This window comes from Sphingomonas sp. HMP9 (assembly GCF_013374115.1).
Lineage (GTDB): Bacteria > Pseudomonadota > Alphaproteobacteria > Sphingomonadales > Sphingomonadaceae > Sphingomonas.
Map to the genome: position 1 here is coordinate 911,658 of NZ_AP022673.1, position 20,663 is coordinate 932,320.

At 65.7% G+C, this 20,663-nt stretch carries 21 protein-coding genes; 12 read left to right on the forward strand and 9 right to left on the reverse strand.

The genetic code is table 11. The features are described 5' to 3' along the window. Positions 1 to 77: 77 nt before the first annotated feature. The 4 genes from HMP09_RS03925 to HMP09_RS03940 are packed head-to-tail and all read right to left on the reverse strand — an operon-like array spanning position 78 to position 2,970. On the reverse strand, positions 78 to 605 hold the full coding sequence (locus HMP09_RS03925; protein ID WP_176499275.1) for an ankyrin repeat domain-containing protein: 528 nt from the start codon (positions 603 to 605) through the stop codon (positions 78 to 80). 1 nt (position 606) lies between these two features. Then, a complete protein-coding gene (locus HMP09_RS03930; protein WP_176499276.1) occupies positions 607 to 1,767 on the reverse strand; it encodes a glutathionylspermidine synthase family protein in 1,161 nt (386 codons plus the stop codon). Then, complete coding sequence (locus HMP09_RS03935) at positions 1,767 to 2,510, reverse strand: PspA/IM30 family protein (protein WP_176499277.1); 744 nt, start codon at positions 2,508 to 2,510, stop codon at positions 1,767 to 1,769. The genes HMP09_RS03930 and HMP09_RS03935 overlap by 1 nt, the downstream gene beginning before the upstream one ends. Before the next feature lie 25 nt (positions 2,511 to 2,535). Beyond that, the gene (locus HMP09_RS03940) at positions 2,536 to 2,970 is read right to left on the reverse strand and encodes a YjfI family protein (RefSeq protein WP_197942455.1); all 435 of its coding nucleotides are present in this window, start codon (positions 2,968 to 2,970) and stop codon (positions 2,536 to 2,538) included. 260 nt (positions 2,971 to 3,230) lie between these two features. Here HMP09_RS03940 and HMP09_RS03945 point away from each other — a divergent pair, with 260 nt between their 5' ends. From HMP09_RS03945 to HMP09_RS03955, 3 genes are read left to right on the forward strand one after another with little or no spacing between them, the layout of a single operon-like run. After that, a complete protein-coding gene (locus HMP09_RS03945; RefSeq protein ID WP_176499279.1) occupies positions 3,231 to 3,872 on the forward strand; it encodes a DUF2491 family protein in 642 nt (213 codons plus the stop codon). A 32-nt stretch (positions 3,873 to 3,904) separates the two neighbouring features. Next, entirely contained in the window at positions 3,905 to 4,318 is a 414-nt protein-coding gene (locus HMP09_RS03950; protein WP_176499280.1) for a DUF350 domain-containing protein, read from the forward strand. Positions 4,319 to 4,329: 11 nt separating this feature from the next. After that, the gene (locus tag HMP09_RS03955; RefSeq protein WP_107953207.1) at positions 4,330 to 4,899 is read left to right on the forward strand and encodes a DUF1190 domain-containing protein; all 570 of its coding nucleotides are present in this window, start codon (positions 4,330 to 4,332) and stop codon (positions 4,897 to 4,899) included. 25 nt (positions 4,900 to 4,924) lie between these two features. On the opposite strand, the gene HMP09_RS03960 is transcribed toward HMP09_RS03955, so the two are convergent. Beyond that, on the reverse strand, positions 4,925 to 5,551 hold the full coding sequence (locus tag HMP09_RS03960) for a glutathione S-transferase family protein (RefSeq protein WP_176499281.1): 627 nt from the start codon (positions 5,549 to 5,551) through the stop codon (positions 4,925 to 4,927). A gap of 102 nt (positions 5,552 to 5,653) precedes the next feature. On the opposite strand from HMP09_RS03960, the gene HMP09_RS03965 reads away from it, so the two are divergent. Further along, positions 5,654 to 7,069, forward strand: a complete 1,416-nt coding sequence (locus tag HMP09_RS03965) for a dihydrolipoyl dehydrogenase (RefSeq protein ID WP_176499282.1) — start codon at positions 5,654 to 5,656, stop codon at positions 7,067 to 7,069. Between the two features lie 149 nt (positions 7,070 to 7,218). On the opposite strand, the gene HMP09_RS03970 is transcribed toward HMP09_RS03965, so the two are convergent. Next, complete coding sequence (locus HMP09_RS03970) at positions 7,219 to 7,419, reverse strand: hypothetical protein (protein ID WP_176499283.1); 201 nt, start codon at positions 7,417 to 7,419, stop codon at positions 7,219 to 7,221. 108 nt (positions 7,420 to 7,527) lie between these two features. Between HMP09_RS03970 and paoA the strand changes: the two genes are divergently transcribed. The 4 genes from paoA to HMP09_RS03990 all read left to right on the forward strand — a co-directional run bounded on the left by paoA (position 7,528) and on the right by HMP09_RS03990 (position 12,367). Next, on the forward strand, positions 7,528 to 8,172 hold the full coding sequence (paoA, locus tag HMP09_RS03975; protein ID WP_176499284.1) for an aldehyde dehydrogenase iron-sulfur subunit PaoA: 645 nt from the start codon (positions 7,528 to 7,530) through the stop codon (positions 8,170 to 8,172). Then, positions 8,169 to 9,119: an FAD binding domain-containing protein gene (locus tag HMP09_RS03980; RefSeq protein ID WP_176499285.1), complete on the forward strand. Its 951-nt coding sequence runs from the start codon at positions 8,169 to 8,171 to the stop codon at positions 9,117 to 9,119. Before paoA ends, HMP09_RS03980 begins: the two co-directional genes overlap by 4 nt. A 5-nt stretch (positions 9,120 to 9,124) precedes the next feature. Then, positions 9,125 to 11,317 carry an aldehyde oxidoreductase molybdenum-binding subunit PaoC gene (gene paoC, locus HMP09_RS03985; RefSeq protein ID WP_176499286.1) on the forward strand — a complete coding sequence of 731 codons (2,193 nt, stop codon included), beginning with the start codon at positions 9,125 to 9,127 and terminating at the stop codon, positions 11,315 to 11,317. A 90-nt stretch (positions 11,318 to 11,407) separates the two neighbouring features. Next, positions 11,408 to 12,367 (forward strand): NAD(P)H-dependent flavin oxidoreductase, encoded by a 960-nt coding sequence (locus HMP09_RS03990; protein ID WP_176499287.1) that lies wholly within the window; start codon positions 11,408 to 11,410, stop codon positions 12,365 to 12,367. 30 nt (positions 12,368 to 12,397) lie between these two features. Here HMP09_RS03990 and poxB read toward each other — a convergent pair whose 3' ends face one another. Continuing rightward, positions 12,398 to 14,146 (reverse strand): ubiquinone-dependent pyruvate dehydrogenase, encoded by a 1,749-nt coding sequence (gene poxB / locus HMP09_RS03995; protein WP_176499288.1) that lies wholly within the window; start codon positions 14,144 to 14,146, stop codon positions 12,398 to 12,400. Between the two features lie 208 nt (positions 14,147 to 14,354). Here poxB and HMP09_RS04000 point away from each other — a divergent pair, with 208 nt between their 5' ends. From HMP09_RS04000 to HMP09_RS04015, 4 genes are all read left to right on the forward strand, one after another. Next, positions 14,355 to 16,916: a glycoside hydrolase family 3 protein gene (locus HMP09_RS04000; RefSeq protein ID WP_176499289.1), complete on the forward strand. Its 2,562-nt coding sequence runs from the start codon at positions 14,355 to 14,357 to the stop codon at positions 16,914 to 16,916. Positions 16,917 to 17,075: 159 nt separating this feature from the next. Beyond that, entirely contained in the window at positions 17,076 to 17,447 is a 372-nt protein-coding gene (locus HMP09_RS04005) for a hypothetical protein (protein ID WP_232090653.1), read from the forward strand. 142 nt (positions 17,448 to 17,589) lie between these two features. Next, a complete protein-coding gene (locus HMP09_RS04010) occupies positions 17,590 to 17,730 on the forward strand; it encodes a hypothetical protein (RefSeq protein ID WP_176499291.1) in 141 nt (46 codons plus the stop codon). Between the two features lie 13 nt (positions 17,731 to 17,743). Beyond that, complete coding sequence (locus HMP09_RS04015) at positions 17,744 to 19,126, forward strand: PepSY-associated TM helix domain-containing protein (RefSeq protein WP_176499292.1); 1,383 nt, start codon at positions 17,744 to 17,746, stop codon at positions 19,124 to 19,126. A gap of 8 nt (positions 19,127 to 19,134) precedes the next feature. Here HMP09_RS04015 and HMP09_RS04020 read toward each other — a convergent pair whose 3' ends face one another. Both HMP09_RS04020 and bcsD read right to left on the reverse strand, forming a co-directional pair. Further along, entirely contained in the window at positions 19,135 to 20,226 is a 1,092-nt protein-coding gene (locus tag HMP09_RS04020) for a glycosyl hydrolase family 8 (RefSeq protein ID WP_232090654.1), read from the reverse strand. Continuing rightward, positions 20,216 to 20,662: a cellulose biosynthesis protein BcsD gene (bcsD, locus tag HMP09_RS04025; RefSeq protein ID WP_176499293.1), complete on the reverse strand. Its 447-nt coding sequence runs from the start codon at positions 20,660 to 20,662 to the stop codon at positions 20,216 to 20,218. The genes HMP09_RS04020 and bcsD overlap by 11 nt, the downstream gene beginning before the upstream one ends. Between the last annotated feature and the right edge of the window lies 1 nt (position 20,663).

Genomic DNA, 20,663 nt, shown 5'->3' on the forward strand with positions numbered 1-20,663 from the left:
CCCCTCCCGTCATCCTGACGAACGTCAGGATCCAGAGCCAAGGACGTAGCGCGCGTTACCCTGGATCCTGACTTTCGTCAGGATGACGGACTAGGGTCAGCAAATCGCGCGGCCAACGCTGTATTGCCCTGCGACAGCGCCAGCGAGTGCACGGTGTTGCCCGCAGCATCCGCAACCGATGCGTCCGCGCCATGCTGCAGCAGCAGGTCGATGATCGCCGTCTTGTTCACCAGCGCCGCCATCATCAGCGCGGTCTGGCCGACACCGTTGCGGCGGTTCACGTCCGCACCCGCGTCGAGCAGGATCTGCGCGATCTCGGCATAGCCCTTGAAGCAGACGCCCATCAGCGCGGTATTGCCGCGCGCATCCGCCGCGCCGTCGACCTGCGCGCCTGCCGCGAGCAAAGCCGCGGTGGCGCCGGGCTGGCCGTTATAGCTCGCGATCACGAGCGGCGTGTAGCCCTTCTGATCGGTCACCTCGATATCGACCCCCGCCTGCAACAAGGCGGGGATCATTTCGTCCCGCCCCGTCCGCGCGGCATCGAACAGCAATTCGATGAGCCGCTCGATCGGCGGCAAGGGGGGGAGTTCGCGCACGTCGCTCATACTAGGCCTCGATGATATGCGGCACGAACCGCGCGAGATTGCGCGTCACCACCGTATCATCTTCCCGAACGCCGATCCCCGCGGCTTCGTTGCCAACCATCCACGCGCCGATCACCGGATGCCGCCCGTCGAACACCGGCGGCGGCGCATAGGCCTGCCGGATCGCACCCTCGGCGCCATAGCCCTGATCGAGCACCGCATGCGCTGCGTCCCCGATCACCTCGACATTGGCACCCTCGCGCGAGAACAGCGGTTTCCGCACATATTTGGGACCCAGGATCTGCGCTGCGGGATCGTCGTCGAAAAACGCCGGCAGCAGGTTGGGATGCCCGGGATGCCGCTCCCACAACAGCGGCAGGATGCCCTTGTTCGACAGGATCGACTTCCACGCCGGCTCGATCCAGCGCACGTCGGCGCGCGACAGGTTCGGCGCATAAGGCTCGCGCAGCATGAACTCCCACGGGTACAGCTTGAACGCCGCCTGCACCTCATAGCCGTCGGTATCGACGAAGCGGCCATCGGCAGCGAGCCCAATGTCCTTCATCTCGACGAACTTGGGCTCGATCCCGACCTGGCTCGCCAGATCCTCGAAGAACCGCACCGTCTGGCGGTCCTCGATCGCCGACGCATCCGCGGCGAAATGGACGAACCCACCGCTCGGGAACAGCGCACGGAACCGCTCGCGCAGTTTGTCGAACAGGCTGTTGAACTGGTCCGTCCCCGCCGGCAGCTTGCCGCTCGCGAGCAGATCCTCCAGCCACATCCACTGGAACGTCGCGCATTCGAACACGGAGGTCGGCGTGTCGGCGTTATATTCGTAAAGCTTGGCCGGACCCGTCCCGTCATAGGCGAAGTCGAACCGCCCATAGAGTGACGGCTGGCGTGTCCGCCACGTCTCGGCGACGTAGTTCCACTGCTCGCGCGGGATGGCCAGACGTTCCATCAGCTGCTGGTCGCGGACAACCTCGTCGACGAGATCTAGGCACATCGCGTGCAGCTGTTCCGAGACGGGCTCGAGATCGTCCTCGATCTCCGCCAGCGTGAAGGCATAGGCCGCGCCCTCGTCCCAATAAGGCTCGCCGTCGGTGTCGTGATAGACGAACCCGATCGCGTCCGCCCGCTCACGCCAGTCGCTACGCGGGTCGACCGCGATCCGGCGCATCAGCTGTCCTTGCTATCGTCGCGCTGGCCGATCTGCAGCGTCTGACCGAGTTCCGGCGTCTTCGGCGCGGTCAGGCGCGCAAGCACGTCGTCCGCCGACGACTGGCCAGGGCCGATACCCGCAAGCCGCAGCTTCTCGTCGAGATCGGCGCCGGTACGACGGTCTTCCAGTTCGCCCGCGGCCTTGATCCGCTCGCCACGGATCGCCTGGCGTTCGCGGATCCGTGCGAGGCTGTCGGCGGCCGAACCGAGCTTGTTGCCCGCCCCCATGCTGCCCGACGCGACCGAGGCCTGCGCCTTCTGCACCGACTCGTTGACCTTCACGACCTCGACCTCGCGGCGGAGCTGCTCGATCTTGCGGTCGGTCTGCGCGACGGCGGTATGGATCTGCTCTTCGGCGGCGCGCATGTCCTCGACCTGCGGGCTCTTCAGCGCGATATCCTGTTCGAGATCGGCGATCCGCTGCGCGACCTGGCGCGCGAGATCCATATTACCTTTCTCGACCGCGATGCGCGCCGATGCCTCGTACTTGGCTGCCTGCGCACGGAAGCTCTCGACCTCGGTCTCGAGGATCCGGCGGCGCGCGACGAGCCCGGCGAGATCATCACGCGCTTTCCCCTGCGCCTTGTCCGCATCGCGAATTTCCTGATCGAGGATGCGGAGCGCGTTCGCGTCGACGACCGCCGCGCCCGCTTCGTGCGCGCCGGCACGACCGAGGGTGAAAAGCTTGCTCCAGATGGCCATGCCAGTCTCTCCGTTTGTATCTAGTTCAGGCGGCGGGAATCTGCGCGTGGCGCAGGTCGGTGGCCGCATCGATCGCGTTCTCGGCAAGCGTGCGCAGTTCGATGATCACGGTATCGAGCCGGCTCGACGTCGCCAGTTCGCCGAACAGCTCGTAATAATCGCGGCCGTCGACGGTGCCGATCCCGAAGTTCGACAGCGGCACCAGCTTCTGCGACTTCAGCAGGAAGGTGTTGAACGCCAACTGGTCCTCCTGCTCGTCGCACGGCCAGAGCAAGGTCGAACACGCGATCTGCGCCTCGCTGACGTTGACGAACAGCTCGAGATCGCCGTGCTGGTGCATCGTCACCAGCAATACCGGGTCCGCGCCTTCCAGGATCCGCGCGGAAAACTCGCCAGCCTTGGCAGGCTCGGACGTATCGAGCGCCGCCTTCAGGCTGCGGACGGTCCAGATTTCGGTCAATGCAAGAACTCCCGTGCTTGTCGCGTGGCGCACACATAGGACATTCACAAGCGCCTGCCACCCTCCCTCCGCCATGCTTCCCCCCTTCTTACGTCATCCTGACGGAAGTCAGGATCCAGGGTGACGAGGCGACGCACTGTTTGGCTCTGGATCCTGACTTTCGTCAGGATGACGGAGTTGTGTCGGAGTCGTCTATGACCGTTGGCGAACCCGTGCAGATCGGCCTATGCTGAAAGCCAACAAACCAACGTGAGGATTGCATGTTCGATCGCCTGTTCGGCCGCAAGCCAGCGCTTGACGGCAACGCGCTGCCCGTCGTCCGCAACGTCACGCTGGGACGCACGGTGACGGTCGACCCGCTCGCCTGGCGCCGGTTCGGCGACGAACTGCTGTTCCCCTTCGACCGCGATACGCTGGTGATCGTCGCGCAGGGGCTGATCGACCTCAACGAAGGCGGCTTCGTCCACCGATTTTATACCGACGACGACATCATGTTCCAGGCGGTGTCGAACGACCGCGCCGGGCAGGACGTGACCGACGTCACGCTGTTCGCGCCTTGGGACAGCGCCTACCCGTCGTCCGCCGCCGAGCGTCCCGCATGGAAAAGCCGCCTCAAGGCGCGCACCTTCACGGCAAAGGGGCTGCCCGAGTATGGCAGGTCCTGGTTCGGCCCAGACGCGAGCGAGCAGGAGCCGGTGACGTTCTGGGAAGAACTGCACGACGACCGCGACGGGATCGTCGACCGCCGCATCTTCCAGACCTGCATGCTGTTCAGCCGCGACCTGCCAGGGGACGACGGCCGCGAACTGCTGCTTGCGATCGACATGGAAACCGAGTCCGGCGAGGTATCTTTCGAGATCATGCTGGGCGTGGCACTGGAACTCGGCGAGTTCCGCGCCTAGCGTCTGTCGCTGACGGCTTCGGGGGAACCAGCATGATCGACCAATACAGCTTCGGCGCCAGCGCGCTTGCCTTCCTGATCGCGTTCGTCGCGGCGGGGGCGTTCACCATCGTGTTCAAGATCGTCTATCAGGTGGCGACGCCGTATCATGAAAAGTCTCTGATCCGCGAAGGCAATACTGCCGCTGCGATCACGCTTGGTGCCGCCTTGCTCGGCTATGTCCTGCCGCTGGCGTCGGCGTTGACGCATACCGTTACGCTGATCGAGTTCGCGGTGTGGGCGCTGCTTGCGGGCGTGATCCAGATCGTAACGTTCCTGATCGTGCAGCATTTCGTGATGCGCGATTTCAACGAGCGTATCGTCCGCGGCGAAATCGCCGCTGCAACCTATATGGCAAGCATCTCGCTGTGCGTCGGCATCCTCAATGCCGCCTGCATGACGAACTGAGGGGCATAGCGATGAAGCGTTCCAGATCGATCGTTCTCACCAGCCTGATCGCAGGCTCGGGTATCTCGCTGACGGCGTGCGACGGCGATGTCGGCGGCAAGCCGGTCGAGGCGCAGAGCTATGCGTCGGTGCAGGAATGTCGCGCAGCGGGTGCGCTGTCGGCAGTGCAGTGCGACACCGCGTTCGAGCAGGCCAAGGCCGACGCGGCGAAAACCGCACCACGATTTCAGGACAGGCAGACCTGTGAAGAGCAATATGGTGCCGCGCAGTGCGAACCGCGCAACAACGGCAACGGCGGCAGCTTCTTCACGCCGCTGCTGACGGGATTCCTGGTCGGACAGGCGCTCAACGGCGGCTTCGGCAACCGTGGCGCGCCGATGTACCGCGACCGCGACGGCAATTATTACGGTGGTGCGGGCGGACGGATCAACCGTGACTATGTCACCGGGCGAACCCGCGTAGGCTCGGATGCGTTCACACCAACTACCGCAAGAGCTCCTGCCCGCGTTCAGTCGCGCAGTTCGGTCATCTCGCGCGGTGGCTTCGGCGGCGGCTTTGGCGGGCGCAGCTTCGGGGGATAAGGATCGTCATCCCCCGACGCCGCGATCAGCGGCGCGGCGCCATCAGCGGCCCGCCGATCTCGGTCGCAGCAATGAACGCCGGGCGCGTGCGCAGGCGGTCGAGATAGGCTGCAACCTGGGGATGCTCGGTGAGCAAGCCCGTGCTCTCAGCGATCGCCAGCATGTAGCACATCTGGATGTCCGCCAGCATGAGCTGCTCGCCCATTAGATAGGGGCCATCGCCAACGCCCGCGCTGATATAGTCGAGCGTCTTGGTCACTTCGGGGCCGGTGAACTTGGTCAGGCCGTCGGGCAGGCCGCCCATCCGCTTGCCGAACATCGTCATCATGATCGGCAGCGCCGCGGAGCTCTCGACGTACTGAAGCCATTCGTCGTGGATGGCCGCGGCGTCGCTATTGACCGGCGGCGAGAAACGCCGATCGCCGTAGCGCTCGTCGATGTATGACAGAATCGGCGCGCTCTCGGCGAGCGTCAGGTCGCCGTCGACTAGCACGGGGGCCTTTCCGAGCGGATGGATCGCCTTCAACTCGGGCGGTGCCCGGAAGTTCGCGTCACGCTCGTATTTGACGAGGTCGTACTCGATGCCGAGCTCTTCGAGCAGCCAGAGGACACGGATCGACCGCGAGTAATTCAGGTGGTGTAGCGTTATCATCGCGGGTTCCTTGATATACATTATCCTGCGGTGCGGAACGGCTGGCCGCGGTTGAAGGTTTCCTCGCGATATCCCCCGGCTTCTCCGGTGGCGGAGAGACATATGACGAACCTGACCTGCGACGTTGCGATCATCGGCGCGGGCACCGCCGGCCTTGCCGCCGAACGCAGCGCGCGCCGCAACGGCGCCAAGACGCTACTGATCGACGAAGGCTTTGGCGGCACGACCTGCGCCAGCGTGGGATGTATGCCCTCCAAGCTGTTGATCGCGGCCGGCAATGCGACGCACGCGGTCGACCAGGCCAAGGTCTTCGGGGTCGAGGCATCAGCCAAGGTCGACGGCGTCGCGGTGATGGCGCGGGTCCGCAAGGAGCGCGATGCGTTCGTCGCCGGGGTCGAAACGTCGATCGACAAATTGCCCGACGCGGTGAAGATCGAGGCACGCGCAAAATTCGCAGGCGCGACGATCCTGGCCCTCAGCGACGGGCGTCAGGTCCATGCGAAATCCGTCGTGATCGCGACCGGGTCGAGTCCGGCGATCCCTGACATGTTCGATGCCGTACGTAACCGCGTGCTGACCAACGAGAGCGTCTTCGAGCTGGAGAACCTGCCCGGCTCGATCGGCGTGGTCGGCGCAGGCGCGCTCGGGCTCGAACTTGCGCAGGCGATGGCGCGGCTCGGTGTCGAGACAATGGTGTTCGACATGGGCGAGACGATCGGTGGGCTGAAGGATCCCCATGTCGCCGAAGCGTATCACGCAATTTTGTCGCGCGAGATGCCGGTCCTGCTCGGTGTTGAGCTAAAGGCCGAACCCGATGGCGACGGCGTCGTGCTGTCCTGGACGGGCTCGGCGTCGGGCAGCAAGCGCTTCGACTATCTGCTTGTCGCGACGGGCCGGCCACCGCGGATCAAGGACATCGGGCTCGAAACGACCGGGCTCGCGCTCGATGACCACGGGATGCCCGACTACGACCCCGACACGATGCAGTGCGGCAGCGCGCCGATCTTCATCGCCGGCGATGCGGACCATGATCGCGCGGTGCTGCACGAGGCATCGGCGGAGGGCATGATCGCGGGGCGCAACGCGGCCAGCTATCCCGAGGTTACGCCGGGCAAGCGCTCCGTCCCGTTCGCAATCACCTTCACGCACCCCAATGTCGCGGTGATCGGCGACATCGCCAAGGACGACGACACCGACAGCGTGATCGGCACCGCCTCCTATGACGATCAGGGCCGCGCGAAGGTCGAGGCGTGCAACGCCGGGCTGGTGCGCTTCTACGCCGACCGCCGCGACGGTCGCCTAACGGGGGCGACGATGGCGGGGCCTGCGGTCGAGCACAGCGCGCACCTGATCGCCTGGGCGATCCAGAGCGGCTGGACCGCAACCGAAGTCCTCGATCTGCCCTTCTATCATCCGACGTTCGAGGAGGGGATGAAGGGCGCGCTTCGGTCGATCTGCGCAGAGGTGCATTCTCCGACGCCGCGGGATCGCGATGATGGCTTCACGCCGGGGACGTGAGCCGAGGCGGCCACCGTACCACCCCGGCGAAGGCCGGGGCCCAATTGGAAAGGTCGTCGTAACGGAGCGCAGGCCGCCTTTACCAAGCGCCCCCAATTGGGCCCCGGCCTTCGCCGGGGTGGTGATATCCGCGGCGGCGCATCGGCGAGCTACCCCTCCAAATCCAGATACGCGACGACGTCGTTTTCGGTCGCAAGATACAACCCCGCCTGCACATCCTCCTCCTGCTGCGCCGCGATCCCCAGCGCCTCCCCCAAAGGCCCATAGAACAGCGTCGTCGCCGCCCCACCCTCCCCGCTATCGTCGAGATGATAGAGCCGGACCGACACACCGGAAGAAATCGTCCGCATTACAACTCCCTACCGCAAACCAGATGACTGAGACGTCACGGAACCAAATGCGCACCAGCGCAACTTTGCCCGCCCTCGCGAGTTACGCTAGCAGATACAGGGGTTTATATGCATCACGATGAAGGTTTTCCGGTATCGCGCCGTGGCGTGATTGCCGGCGGTGTCGCGTCAGCCACGCTGGCCGCGGCACCCAGCGCGCAGGCCCAGGCGCAGGGCAGCGTCCAGCCGGCCCCGCCCACGATGCCGGTCACGCTCAAGGTGAACGGCCGCGCAACCAAGATCAATGTCGACACGCGGACCACGCTCCTTGACGCGCTGCGCGAGAATCTGAAGCTCACCGGCACAAAGAAGGGCTGCGATCACGGCCAGTGCGGTGCGTGCACGGTGATCGTCGAGGGTCGCCGGATCAACAGCTGCCTCACCCTCGCGGTGATGCACGAAGGCGAGGAGATCACCACGATCGAAGGTCTCGGCACGCCCGAGAAGCTCCACGCGATGCAGGCCGCGTTCGTCAAGCATGACGGCTATCAGTGCGGCTATTGCACGCCGGGCCAGATCTGCTCGGCGGTCGCCACGCTCGGCGAGATCAAGGCGGGCATCCCCAGCCATGTGACGGGCGACATCGCCGCGCAGCCGACGGTCAGCACCGACGAACTGCGCGAGCGGATGAGCGGCAACATCTGTCGCTGCGGCGCCTATGCCAACATCATCGACGCGATCCACGACGTCGCAGGTACGGAGCGCACGGCATGAAGGCCTTTACCTACGAGCGCGCCACCTCGGCCAAGGAGGCCGCGAGCGCCGCGGCCCGCATGCCGGGCGCCAAGTTCATCGCCGGCGGCACCAACCTGCTCGACCTGATGAAGCTCCAGATCGAGACTCCCCAGCATCTGATCGACGTCGACGGCCTGGGCCTCGACAAGATCACGCCGACCGCCGACGGCGGCCTGCGAGTCGGGGCACTGGTCCGCAACACCGATCTCGCCGCTGATGCGCGTGTGCGCAAGGACTACGGCGTGCTCAGCCGCGCGCTCGTCTCTGGTGCGTCGGGCCAGCTCCGCAACAAGGCGACGACCGCGGGCAACCTGCTCCAGCGCACGCGCTGCCCCTATTTCTACGACACCACCAAGCCCTGCAACAAGCGCCAGCCGGGCAGCGGTTGCGCCGCGATCGGCGGGTTCAACCGCAACCTCGCGATCATGGGGACTAGCGAGGCGTGCATCGCCACGCATCCGAGCGACATGGCGGTCGCGATGCGTGTGCTCGACGCGACCGTGGAGACGGTGAACGCCGCCGGCGCGACGCGTGCGATCCCGATCGCCGACTTCCACCGCCTCCCCGGCACCACACCGAACATCGAGACGGCGCTGGCGCCGGGTGAACTGATCACCGCGGTGACGTTGCCCAAGCCGATCGGCGGCACGCATATCTACCAGAAGGTGCGCGATCGTGCGTCCTACGCGTTCGCGCTGATCTCGGTTGCGGCGGTGATCCAGCCCGGCGGTCGTGGGCGGCTCGCCTTTGGCGGCCTCGCGCACAAGCCCTGGCGGGTCGAGGCGGCCGAGGCGCAGATGCCCAATGGGGCCAAGGCCACCGCAGCGGCGGTTCTTGCCGGCGCCCGCACCACGTCACAGAACGCGTTCAAGCTGCCGTTGGTCGAACGCACCATCGGCGCCGTGTTCGAAGACGCGAAGGCCTGACGCCCATGAAATTCGATACCTGCGCAACCGCCAATCCCACCGACCGGATGAAGGTGCTCGGCAAGCCGATCGACCGCATCGACGGCAAGCTGAAGACGACCGGCACCGCGCACTACGCCTATGAGCGCAACGACGTCGCCCCTAACGCCGCCTATGGCTACATCCTCGGCGCGGCGATCGCCAAGGGCCGGATCGAGAGCATCGACGTCGCCGACGCCAAGGCGGCGCCCGGCGTTCTCGCGGTCGTCACCTACCAGAATGCCGGGACGGTCGCCAAGGCCAATGCGCATACCGCACGGATGCTCGCCGGCCCCGACGTGCAGCATTACGACCAGGCCGTCGCGATCGTCGTCGCCGAGACGTTCGAACAGGCCCGGGCCGGCGCCAAGCTGCTCCGCGTCAACTATGCCCGGACGAAGGGCAATTTTGATCTCGCCGCCGCCAAGGGCACCGCCGTGAAGCCCAAGGACGGCAACCCCGATACCGCGGTCGGCGATTTCGCGGGCGCGTTCGCCAAGGCGGCCGTCAAGGTCGACCAGCGCTATACGACGCCCGATCAGAGCCATCAGATGATGGAACCGCATGCGACGACCGCGGCCTGGAAGGACGGCAAGCTGACCTTGTGGACGTCGAACCAGATGATCAACTGGGCGGTCCGCGACATGAGCGAGACCTTGGTCATGCCCAAGGAGAACATCCACGTCATGTCGCCCTATGTCGGCGGTGGCTTCGGGTCGAAGCTGTGGATCCGCAGCGACGCGGTGATGGCGGCACTCGGTTCGCGGGCGATCGGTGGCCGGCCGGTCAAGGTCACGCTCGCGCGGCCGCAGGTGATGAACAACACCACGCATCGCCCTGCGACGATCCAGCGCCTGCGCATTGGTGCGCAGAAGGACGGCAAGATCACCGCGATCGCGCATGAGAGCTGGTCGGGCGACCTGCCAGGCGGCGGACCCGAGACCGCGCCGAACGCGACTCGTCTGCTGTACGCGGGTGCCAACCGCATGACCGCGACGCGTCTCGCCGTGCTCGACCTTCCCGAGGGCAACGCGATGCGTGCGCCGGGCGAGGCGGTCGGCCTGCTCGCGCTCGAAGCGGCGATGGACGAGCTGGCCGAGAAGCTAAAGATGGACCCGGTCGAGCTGCGCATCGTCAACGACACGCAGGTCGATCCGGAAAAGCCGTCACGCCAATTCTCGCAGCGCGATCTGGTCGGTTGCCTCAAGACCGGCGCCGAACGCTTCGGCTGGAACAAGCGGAATCCCGTACCGGGCCAGGTCCGCGACGGGCGCTGGCTGGTCGGCATGGGCATGGCATCGGCGTTCCGCGACAACGTAACGATGAAGTCGGGCGCACGCGTCGGCATCGACAAGAAGGGCATGGTGACGGTCGCCACCGACATGACCGACATCGGCACGGGCAGCTACACGATCATCGGCCAGACCGTCGCCGAGATGATGGGCGTGCCGATGGACAAGGTCATCGTGCTGCTAGGCGACAGCAGCTTCCCGGCCTCGTCGGGGTCGGGTGGCCAGTGGGGCGGCAACAGCTCGACCGCGGGCGTCTATGCGGCATGCATGGCGCTGCGCGAGTCGGTCGCGCGCAAGCTCGGCTTCAATTCGGACGATGTCGTGTTCGAGGACGGCAAGGTGAAGTCGGGCAACCGCAGCGTCTCGCTGTCGGAAGCTGCGGGCGATGCCGGCCTGTCCGCCGAGGACTCGATCGAGTTCGGCGATCTGACCAAGACCTATGCGCAGGCCACGTTCGGCGCGCATTTCGTCGAGGTCGGGGTCGATGCAGCCACCAGTGAGATCCGCGTCCGCCGGATGAGCGGTGCATTTGCCGCTGGGCGCATTCTCAACCCCAAATCGGCGCGCAGCCAGGTGATCGGTGCAATGACCATGGGCGTCGGCGCGGCGTTGATGGAGGACGCGATCGTCGACACGCGCTTCGGCTATTTCGTCAATCACGACCTCGCCGAATATCATGTCCCCGCGCACGCCGACATTCCGATGCAGGACGTGTTCTTCATGGACGAGCTGGACGAGAAGTCCTCGCCGATGAAGGCCAAGGGCATCGGCGAGCTCGGGCTGTGCGGCGTCGGCGCAGCGATCGCCAACGCGGTCTACAATGCGTGCGGCGTCCGCGTCCGCGAATATCCGCTGACGCTCGACAAGGTGATCGGCAAGATGGTCTGATACCCTGCCCTCCATCCGGCCGGAACACCGGTCGGATGGAGGGCGAAACCGGCTCTGGCGCGCACGATTGGGTTGCGCTAGAAAACCTGCATGACCGTACCCGCCATTCTAAAAAACCTGCGACTCCCCGTCATCGGGTCACCCCTGTTCATCATTTCCGGACCGGAACTGGTGATCGCGCAGTGCAAGGCGGGTATCGTCGGGTCGTTCCCGGCACTCAACGCGCGTCCGCAGACGCTGCTCGACGAATGGCTGCACCGGATCACCGAGGAATTGAGCGCCCACAACCGCGCCAATCCCGATCGCCCCGCCGCCCCCTTCGCGGTCAACCAGATCGTCCACAAGTCGAACGACCGTCTCGAAAGCGACCTCGCGACCTGTGCCAAGTGGCAGGTGCCGATCGTCATCACCTCGCTCGGCGCACGCGAAGACCTGAACACTGCGGTGCACGGCTGGGGTGGCATCACGCTGCACGACGTGATCGACGACCGTTTCGCGCGCAAGGCGATCGAAAAGGGCGCGGACGGGCTGATCGCGGTCGCGGCCGGTGCAGGCGGTCATGCGGGTCGGCTATCGCCGTTTGCGATCATCCAGGAAATTCGTCAGTGGTTCGATGGCCCGCTCGCGCTATCGGGCTCGATTGCGACCGGGGACGCGGTGCTGGCGGCGCAGGCGATGGGCGCCGATTTCGGCTATATCGGCTCGCCGTTCATCGCGACGACCGAAGCGAATGCGGACCCAGCGTACAAGGACGGGATCGTTGCAGGCAAGGCCTCCGACATCATCTATTCCAACCTCTTCACCGGCGTGCATGGCAATTACCTGCGCGCGTCGATCCAGGCCGCGGGGATGGACCCCGACAACCTTCCCGAGGGCGATCTGAAGACGATGGACTTCGGCGGCGGCAACGGTTCGAAGCCGAAGGCTTGGAAGGACATCTGGGGCTCGGGCCAGGGCATCGGCGCGGTGAACAAGGTGGAAAGCGTTGCCGACCGCGTCGATCGCCTCGAACGCGAATACCGTGCGGCGCGGGCCCGTCTTTCGCTCTGACGAACCTGACACCGCCAAATTTCGGCTTGCTCAGAACAGACGCTTGAGCAGGCCAACATTGGTCTTGCCCAGTTCGACCACTTCGTCCCCGCGCCCGCTGATGACCGCCTTCGCCATGTAGAGCGTGAAGCCCCTCATCTGCTCCAGCGTGATCTTCGGCGGCATCGATAATTCGGTCCGGGCGGTAACCGCATCGAGCAACGCCGGTCCGGGATGCGCCAGCACCTCGCGGATACCCGCTTCGACGTCACCCGGATCAGTGACGCGTACGCCGTGCAGCCCGATCGCCCGCGCCATCGCCGCAAAGTCGGGGTTGTCGAGCGCGACGCCAGTCTCGACCAGGCCCGCTGCCTTCATCTCCATTTCGACGAACCCCAGCGTCCCGTTGTTGAAAACGATGATCTTCACCGGCAAGCCGAGTTGGCGGACCGTCAGCAACTCCCCCATCAACATCGCCAGCCCGCCGTCGCCCGACAGCGTCACCACCTGCCGCCCAGGGTAGGCTGCCTGCACGCCGATCGCCTGCGGCAACGCGTTGGCCATCGATCCGTGGTTGAATGATCCGATCAACCGTCGCCGCCCATTCATCTTAAGATAGCGCGCGGCCCATACCGTCGGCGTCCCGACGTCGCAGGCGAACACGGCATCGTCTGCCGCCTGCTCGCTCAGGACGCGTGCGACATGTTGCGGATGAATGACGCCACTGCCCGGTGTTCCGTCCGCGAGATCGTCCAGCCCCTCGCGCGACTTCGCATAATTTTCGCGCGCCGTTTTCAGGAAGCTGCCGTCGCGCCCGCTTGTCAATTTCGGGATCAGCGCGGCAAGCGTCGCCCCGACGTCGCCGACCAGCCCGATATCGATCGCCGTTCGCCGCCCGAGATTTTCGGGGATCAGGTCGATCTGCGCGACCTTGGCGTTCTCCGGATAGAATTGCCGATACGGGAAATCCGTCCCCAGCATCAGCAGCACGTCGCACGCCATCATCGCGTCGTAGCCGCTGGAAAAACCGATCAGCCCCGTCATGCCGACGTCATAGGGGTTGTCGTATTCGACAAACTCCTTGCCGCCCAGCGCGTGCACGATCGGTGCCTGCAAAATTCCTGCAAGCGTGACGAGTTCGGTATGCGCCGTGCGGCAACCGCGCCCTGCCAGGATCGTCACCTTCTGCGCGCCGTTCAAAAGCGCGGCGAGTTCGGCGATGTCGGCGTCCGCTGGTACCGTCACCGAAGGCGGCGGCAAGAGAGCACCCTTCGACCGTGCCAGCGTGCCCGTGGTCGACCGCAGCGCGACATCGCCCGGCATCGCGACGACCGATACTCCGCGGTGACCAACCGCCGCGCGGATTGCTGTCTCCAGCGTCCGCGGCATCTGGTCCGCGTCCGAGATAGTCTCGCAATACACGCTACATTCGCGGAACAGCGCTTCGGGTCGCGTTTCCTGGAAATAGTTGGAACCGACCTCGCCGCTCGGCACCTGCGCCGCGATCGCCAGCACCGGCACGCGCGTCCGATTGCAGTCGTAAAGCCCGTTGATCAGATGCATGTTGCCGGGGCCGCAGGATCCGGCACATACCGCCAGCTTGCCCGTCAGTTGCGCCTCCGCTCCTGCCGCGAAGGCCGCGGCTTCCTCGTTGCGAACGTGGATCCACTCGATCTTGCCCTGTCGCCGCAAGCTGTCGGTCAGGCCGTTTAGGCTATCGCCAACGACGCCGTAGATCCGCTCGACGCCGGCCAGATGCAGCGTCTCGGCAAACAGGTCGGCGATAATGGTCTTGGACATGAGCAACTCCGGACAGTGGCGAAAACCACGCATCGCCGGTGGCGGCAACGGCGGGTGGCACTCAAACGCGCTCCGGTATCATCGGGGTGCAAAACCTAAGTTCGGGCAATCAATGCGCGGTCGCAAAATGCATGATGCGATCGCCCGCGAACCGGGTATCAGGGCAACCGGGGTTGGAACGCGATAACGCGCCATTGGGGAGAGTAGCATGTCGGGAGGTCTATCGCCGTTCGCGATCGCGCTTGTATTGCAGTCGGTCGCAGCGCCGGTCCCGACACGGTCGGCACCAGCATCACCTCCGGCATCGCCCGCCCCATCAGCTACACCATCCGCGATTGCCCACCCTGGCATCTGGCCAACAGCCAGTGCGCGCCCGTTGCGCGACCCAAAGGTCGAGGCGCGGATCGACGCGATCATGAAAACCATGACGGTCGCGGACAAGATCGGTCAGCTGATCCAGGTCGACATCGCCAGCATCACGCCCGCAGACCTGCGCATCTACAAGATCGGCTCGATCCTCAACGGCGGCAACTCGGGGCCCGGCGGCAACGACCTTGCGCCGCCCGTCGAGTGGTTGAAGCTTGCCGACGCGTTCTACGATGCGTCGATGGCGCGCACCGACGGCCGCCCGGCGATCCCGGTGATCTGGGGTACCGATGCGGTCCACGGCAACAACAACATTCCCGGCGCCACGCTCTTCCCACACAATATCGGCCTCGGCGCTGCGCGCGACCGCGACCTGATGCGCGAGATCGGCCACGTCACCGCGGTCGAGACCGCCGCAGCCGGCATCGACTGGACCTTCGCCCCCACCCTGGCCGTCGTCCGCGACGATCGCTGGGGCCGCACGTACGAGAGCTATTCGGAAGAACCACAGATCCAGGCCGACTATGCCGGCGCGGTGATCGAGGGCGTCCAGGGCAAGGTCGGCACCAAGGAATTCCTCGCCCCCGACCGCGTCATCGCGACGACCAAGCACTTCCTCGGCGATGGTGGTACCGGCGGACGCGACCAGGGCGACGCTCGCATCACCGAAACCGTCCTGCGCGACATTCATCTCGGTGGCTATCCCGCCGCAATCGAAGCCGGCACGCAGTCGGTCATGGCCAGCTTCTCCAGCTGGAACGGCGCCAAGATGCACGGCAACAAGAGCCTGCTGACCGGCGTCCTGAAGGACAGGCTTCACTTCGACGGCTTCGTGGTCGGTGACTGGAACGGTCATGGCCAGGTCGACGGCTGCACGAACGAGAGCTGCGCCGCGGCGATCAACGCCGGGCTCGACATGTTCATGTATTCGGGCAGCGGGTGGAAAGCGCTCTACGACAACACGTTGAAGCAGGCGCAATCGGGGGAGATCGCAGCGGCGCGGCTGGACGACGCCGTCCGCCGCATCCTGCGCGTGAAAATCCGCGCCGGTACGTTCGACAGGGGCCGTCCGTCGTCGCGCGCGTTGGCCGGCAAGATGGATCTCATCGGTGCTGCCGACCACCGCGCCATCGCGCGCCGTGCAGTGCGCGAATCGATGGTCCTGCTCAAGAACGAAGGCGGGCTACTCCCGCTGAAGCCCTCCGCCAACATCCTCGTCGCCGGTGGCGGCGCGGACAACATCTCCCAACAGGCCGGCGGCTGGTCGCTGACGTGGCAGGGCAGCGGCACGACCAACGCCAACTTCCCCAATGCCGAGACGATCTGGTCGGGCATCGACAGCGCTGTCAAGGCAGCGGGCGGCACCGCGACGCTGTCGGCAGACGGCAGCTTCGCCAAGAAGCCCGATGCGGCGATCGTCGTATTCGGCGAACAGCCCTATGCCGAGTTCAAGGGCGATCGCCCGAACCTGGAATACAGCCCTGAGGACAAGTCCGACCTCGAACTTCTTCGAAAACTGAAGGCCCAGGGCGTGCCGGTCGTGGCCGTGTTCCTGTCGGGTCGTCCGCTGTGGGTGAACGCCGAACTCAACGCCGCCGATGCGTTCGTCGCGGCGTTCCTGCCGGGCAGCGAAGGCGGCGGTGTGGCCGACGTCGTGTTTCGCAAGAAGGGCGGCAGCGTCGCCAACGACTTCCGCGGAAAATTGAGCTTCTCCTGGCCGAAGCGCCCGGACCAATACGTCCTCAACCGCTCCGATCCCGGCTACGACCCGCTGTTCGGGTTCGGCTACGGTCTCAGCTACGCCAAGTCGGGCACCGTCCCGCGGCTCGACGAGACCCGGCCCGCCGGCATGGCCGCATCGTCCAACGGCACGATTTTCGGCAAGGGGCGTGTCCCCGAAGGCTGGGGGATCACGCTCGTCGAGCAGGGTCAGAAGGTTCGCTTGCTTGGCGTCACCGCGACGACCACGACCAAGCGCCTGACCGTCTCCGCTGCGGATCGCCGCCGCCAGGAAGACGCGCGGGCGTTCGTCTGGACCGGCGGTCTTGCCGAAGCCCGTATCGAGGCGTCCGGCCCGCTCGACCTGACGCGGGAGAGCAACGGCGAGCTCAGCCTCGTGATGGACGTCCGCGTCGATCGTGCCGCAGGCGGCCCCGTTACGCTTGGCATGGTCAGCAACGATGGCAAGGCGGTGATGGTGCCGATCACCAGAGCGTTGGCGGTGGCAAAGCCCGGTAACTGGCAACAGGTGATCGTACCTCTGCAATGCTTCGCCAAGCGCGGCGTCGACATGACCCGCGTCACGTCACCCTTTGCGATCGCCACCGAAGGCAAGCTCGCGCTGTCGATCTCCGATGTAAAGATCGACTCCGCTCCTGTCCCGATGACCACATGCGGTGACTGACATACCGCCTTTACCTGACAACGTCTCCGGCCGGGAGGACCGTTCGTCCACGTGACAGGGCGGCGATCGGTGCGTAGGTCGTCCAGCGTGGTCACCGTCCGTTCCCTTTTACTTAAACATCGCACCTTTGCGACGTGGGTGCTCGTCTGTGCGATGGCAATGCGGATCCTCGTACCCGCAGGATTTATGCCGGTCGTCTCCGCAAGCGGCGTGATGATCGAGATTTGCGTCGGCACGGTACAGGCGCCGATCGGCGTAACCAAGGCGATGCCAACGGCGATGGTACCCGCCATGACGATCCACGGCATGGCGCATCATTCGGACAAGTCGGATCGCTCGGCTGCGGACATGCCTTGTGCTTTCTCCGGCTTGACCGCACCGTCGATGGCCGCCGCCGACCCGGTACTACTCGCGATCGCGATCGCGTTTATCACTGGTATCGTCTTCCGCTTGAGAACCGCAGCGTCGATCGCTGCGCATCCGTATCTTACACCCCCTTTGCGAGGTCCCCCGCCCTTCCCCGCCGGCTGATCCGTCGGTCTGCGTACAGGCTCGATCACGACGCTTCGGCTGATCCGTCACGTCGCCGGATCGACCACGGCCCGCGCAGCACCGCACGCGAGGCGGCCACCAGTGTCTTCATACAATGGTCGATGCGTCGATCAGCTATCGGATGACGGCGCAAGCGTCGGTCTCGATCCATTGCCGCACCCTGACCGACGCGTTCTACGGCGCGTATTTCCGATACCCGACGCCCAACGTGTACGTCGGCTCGCCACGCGGCGGCGAAATCGCGCTTTCCACGCAATTCTGAGCAAGGGTCCCAGATGGCATTTACCAGTTCGGTCGATCCGAAAGCCTACCGCGCGCTGTGGCGTTGGCATTTCTATGCCGGCCTTATCGTCGCGCCCTTCCTGCTGATCCTGGCCGTCACCGGCTCGATCTATTTGTTCAACGACGAGATCGACGATGCGCTGTATCCGGCGCAACGCTTCGTCGCGGTCCATGCGGTCCAGGTGCCGCCGTCACTGATGATCCATGCCGCGTTGAAGGCTCATCCGGGGACAGCGACGCGCATCGACCTGCCGGGCGCGCCCGACCGTGCGGCGGTCGTCTTCGTGACGCCCGACCACGGCGAGCCGCTGCGCGTGGCAGTAGATCCGGGAACGAGCCATGTGCTCGGCGCGACGATCTATGCCCGCACGCTCGTCGGTTTTGCGGAGGCGATACACGGATCGCTGACGCTCGGCACGGTCGGGGACCGGATCGTCGAGCTTGCCGCGTGCTGGGCGCTCGTCCTGATCGTGACCGGGCTGTATCTGTGGTGGCCGCGAGGACGCGGCGGGCTTGGCGGTATCGTCTATCCCCGGCTCAGCGCCAGTGGACGCCTGGTCTGGCGCGACCTGCACGCGGTGATCGGGGTCTGGTCGGTCGCCTTAATCGGGTTCCTGTTGCTGACCGGCCTCCCCTGGGCCGGTATCCAGGGCGAGCTGCTCAACCGCGGCACCGCGGCGCTCGGTATCGGTTATCCCGCATCGAACCGCACGCAGAATACGCCGGTGAGCGTGTCGATGAAGACCGCGCTCGGCGAAGCACCCTGGACGATGGAACGCGCGCCGATGCCGACAACCGCCGCGACGGCGGCACATGCCGGGCATGCGGGCCACGAGATGACGATGGCGGTCCGCGACGACGCGGCAGTGGCAGGGATCGACCGGATCGCAACCTCCGTGAGGCGCGACCACCATATCGCCGGTGCCTATCGCCTGTTCCTGCCAAGCGGCCCGACCGGCGTCTACACCGCCTACACCTATCCCGATCAGCCGCAGGGGCAGCGTACGCTGTACTTCGATCGCTGGACCGGCGGGCTGATCCGCGAAGTCGGCTACCCCGATTATGGCTGGGCGGCGAAGGCGATCGAGCTCGGCGTCCAGCTACACATGGGCAATTACTTCGGGCTCGCGAACCAGCTCGTGATGCTGACGACCTGCATCGCGATCGTGCTGCTGGTCATCAGCGGCGTCGTGATGTGGTGGAAACGCCGCCCCAAGGGCCGCCTTGCCGCGCCCGCCCGCGTGCCCCCTACGAGGATCAAGGGCGCGGTCGCCATCCTGACCGCCGCAGGGGTGCTATTCCCGATTCTGGGGGTGTCGGTGATCGTGATCTTCCTGATCGACCGGCTGGTCCTGCTGTTTGTCGCGAAGCGATAGCCGAACGATCAGGGGAACGCCGCGGCGAGGCATTGCAACGCCGCCGCGTAATAGTCGCTCGCGAGCGTACCGGGAGCCCGCGTACCGAGCGCGCGGCTCACTACCGCGCGACCACCCAGGGACAGCGGGTATTCGGCGGACTGCTCCGACACCACGTCGATCCAAGCCGGGATCCGTTCCACGGGCATCGATCGCCACCAGGTTCGAATCGGCTCGACCAGTGCGGTCCGGCCCGACACGCTGGCGAACAGCGGCACGCGGATGGCGTCGAAGCCGAACCGTGGCGGCTTGTCCGCAGCCGGTGCGATCGCGCCGGTGTTCGAGACGTCGATCCAGTCGGTCGGCAGGCGGTGCGCGCCGAACCGCGCCGCGGCGATCAACGCCTCACCGTCGGTGATCACCCGCCGCCAGACCGCCGCGTTGCCGGTCTTCGCGAACAGATCGAGCGCGGGCCAAACATAGTAGCAGGGATTGATCGTCGTGCGCGCCGCCGTCGAGAACCCGTCCAGCCCCGGCAGCAGGAGCATCCGCCCGCCCACCGTCTTGACGAGTCTGGTGGATATCGCCTCGACGATAGCGCGCGACCGCGCGGCATAGCGGGGATCGCGCCAGCGGTTCGTCGCCTTCGCCAGCGCATAGGCGATGAGCAGGTCGCCATCGGTCGCGTTGTTGCGATCGGCAACGGGATTGGCGGAACGCGGGTCGTAACGCCAGACGTAGAGCGCAACGTCGGGACGAGCGAGTTTCGCTTCGGTCCAGCCAAGAATCTTGTCGAATGCAGCGCGGTCGCCGGCGGCCTGCGACAGCAACAGGCCATAGCTCTGGCCTTCGCTGTGGCTGACGCCGCCATTGCCGTTATCGACGATCCGGCCGTCGTCGGCCATGAACCGTTGCTTAAAGACCGCCCAGTTCACGCCGTTCGCTGCGCCGGTCGCAGGCAGGGTCCCTGGTTCGATTGCCGCGCTGTTCTCGGTCGTGCTTTTCCCGGCCGCGGCGTTTTCTGTGGTAAGTGTTCGGTCGTCCGGTGCGCGTGCCTTGCTGCATCCGGCGATGGCCAGACCGGCCATTCCCGCCATGACGTGTCGACGATCAACGTCCATGCTTCAGTCGTGCCTCCGTATCGCTCCACCACAGGGTGCGCGTCGTAAGATTGGCGCCGCTGCCGAGCGTATGCAACCAGGCGTCATAAGCTCCCTCCAGTAACGGCCTTAGGGTCTGTTCAGTTGCACCGCCGAGCACCGGCGCCAATCGCCGGGCAAAGCCGGTGTGCGTAATCAGCAGGCCGTCCTCGGCAAGCTCGAACCGCACTTCGCCGCAGTCATGCTCGCGCCACAGCCGGTTGATCGCCGCGGCGAGCGCCGCGATGTCCTGCGCGTCGCCGACCGGATGCGCCGCAGCGATCCGTGCGCCGACCGCGCGGAAGAATGCACGTCGCTGCGCGGTGGTGGCGCCGCCGCCGACCTCGGCAACGATGCTGCTCAGCAATAGCGAAGCGGCCGTGGTTTCGGTTGCGTTGTCGGTGGACCATTCAGTCATC

Coding starts and splice junctions, on each gene's coding strand:
- HMP09_RS03990 (WP_176499287.1), top strand. CDS start 11,408: ATGACCGTACCCGCCATTCTAAAAAACCTGCGACTCCCCGTCATCGGG.
- HMP09_RS03965 (WP_176499282.1), top strand. CDS start 5,654: ATGACGAACCTGACCTGCGACGTTGCGATCATCGGCGCGGGCACCGCC.
- HMP09_RS03945 (WP_176499279.1), top strand. CDS start 3,231: ATGTTCGATCGCCTGTTCGGCCGCAAGCCAGCGCTTGACGGCAACGCG.
- HMP09_RS03950 (WP_176499280.1), top strand. CDS start 3,905: ATGATCGACCAATACAGCTTCGGCGCCAGCGCGCTTGCCTTCCTGATC.
- HMP09_RS03980 (WP_176499285.1), top strand. CDS start 8,169: ATGAAGGCCTTTACCTACGAGCGCGCCACCTCGGCCAAGGAGGCCGCG.
- paoA (WP_176499284.1), top strand. CDS start 7,528: ATGCATCACGATGAAGGTTTTCCGGTATCGCGCCGTGGCGTGATTGCC.
- HMP09_RS04010 (WP_176499291.1), top strand. CDS start 17,590: ATGACGGCGCAAGCGTCGGTCTCGATCCATTGCCGCACCCTGACCGAC.
- HMP09_RS04015 (WP_176499292.1), top strand. CDS start 17,744: ATGGCATTTACCAGTTCGGTCGATCCGAAAGCCTACCGCGCGCTGTGG.
- bcsD (WP_176499293.1), bottom strand. CDS start 20,662: ATGACTGAATGGTCCACCGACAACGCAACCGAAACCACGGCCGCTTCG.
- HMP09_RS03960 (WP_176499281.1), bottom strand. CDS start 5,551: ATGATAACGCTACACCACCTGAATTACTCGCGGTCGATCCGTGTCCTC.
- HMP09_RS03970 (WP_176499283.1), bottom strand. CDS start 7,419: ATGCGGACGATTTCTTCCGGTGTGTCGGTCCGGCTCTATCATCTCGAC.
- poxB (WP_176499288.1), bottom strand. CDS start 14,146: ATGTCCAAGACCATTATCGCCGACCTGTTTGCCGAGACGCTGCATCTG.
- HMP09_RS03925 (WP_176499275.1), bottom strand. CDS start 605: ATGAGCGACGTGCGCGAACTCCCCCCCTTGCCGCCGATCGAGCGGCTC.
- HMP09_RS04000 (WP_176499289.1), top strand. CDS start 14,355: ATGTCGGGAGGTCTATCGCCGTTCGCGATCGCGCTTGTATTGCAGTCG.
- HMP09_RS03935 (WP_176499277.1), bottom strand. CDS start 2,510: ATGGCCATCTGGAGCAAGCTTTTCACCCTCGGTCGTGCCGGCGCGCAC.
- HMP09_RS03955 (WP_107953207.1), top strand. CDS start 4,330: ATGAAGCGTTCCAGATCGATCGTTCTCACCAGCCTGATCGCAGGCTCG.
- HMP09_RS03930 (WP_176499276.1), bottom strand. CDS start 1,767: ATGCGCCGGATCGCGGTCGACCCGCGTAGCGACTGGCGTGAGCGGGCG.
- HMP09_RS04020 (WP_232090654.1), bottom strand. CDS start 20,226: ATGGACGTTGATCGTCGACACGTCATGGCGGGAATGGCCGGTCTGGCC.
- HMP09_RS04005 (WP_232090653.1), top strand. CDS start 17,076: ATGCGGATCCTCGTACCCGCAGGATTTATGCCGGTCGTCTCCGCAAGC.
- paoC (WP_176499286.1), top strand. CDS start 9,125: ATGAAATTCGATACCTGCGCAACCGCCAATCCCACCGACCGGATGAAG.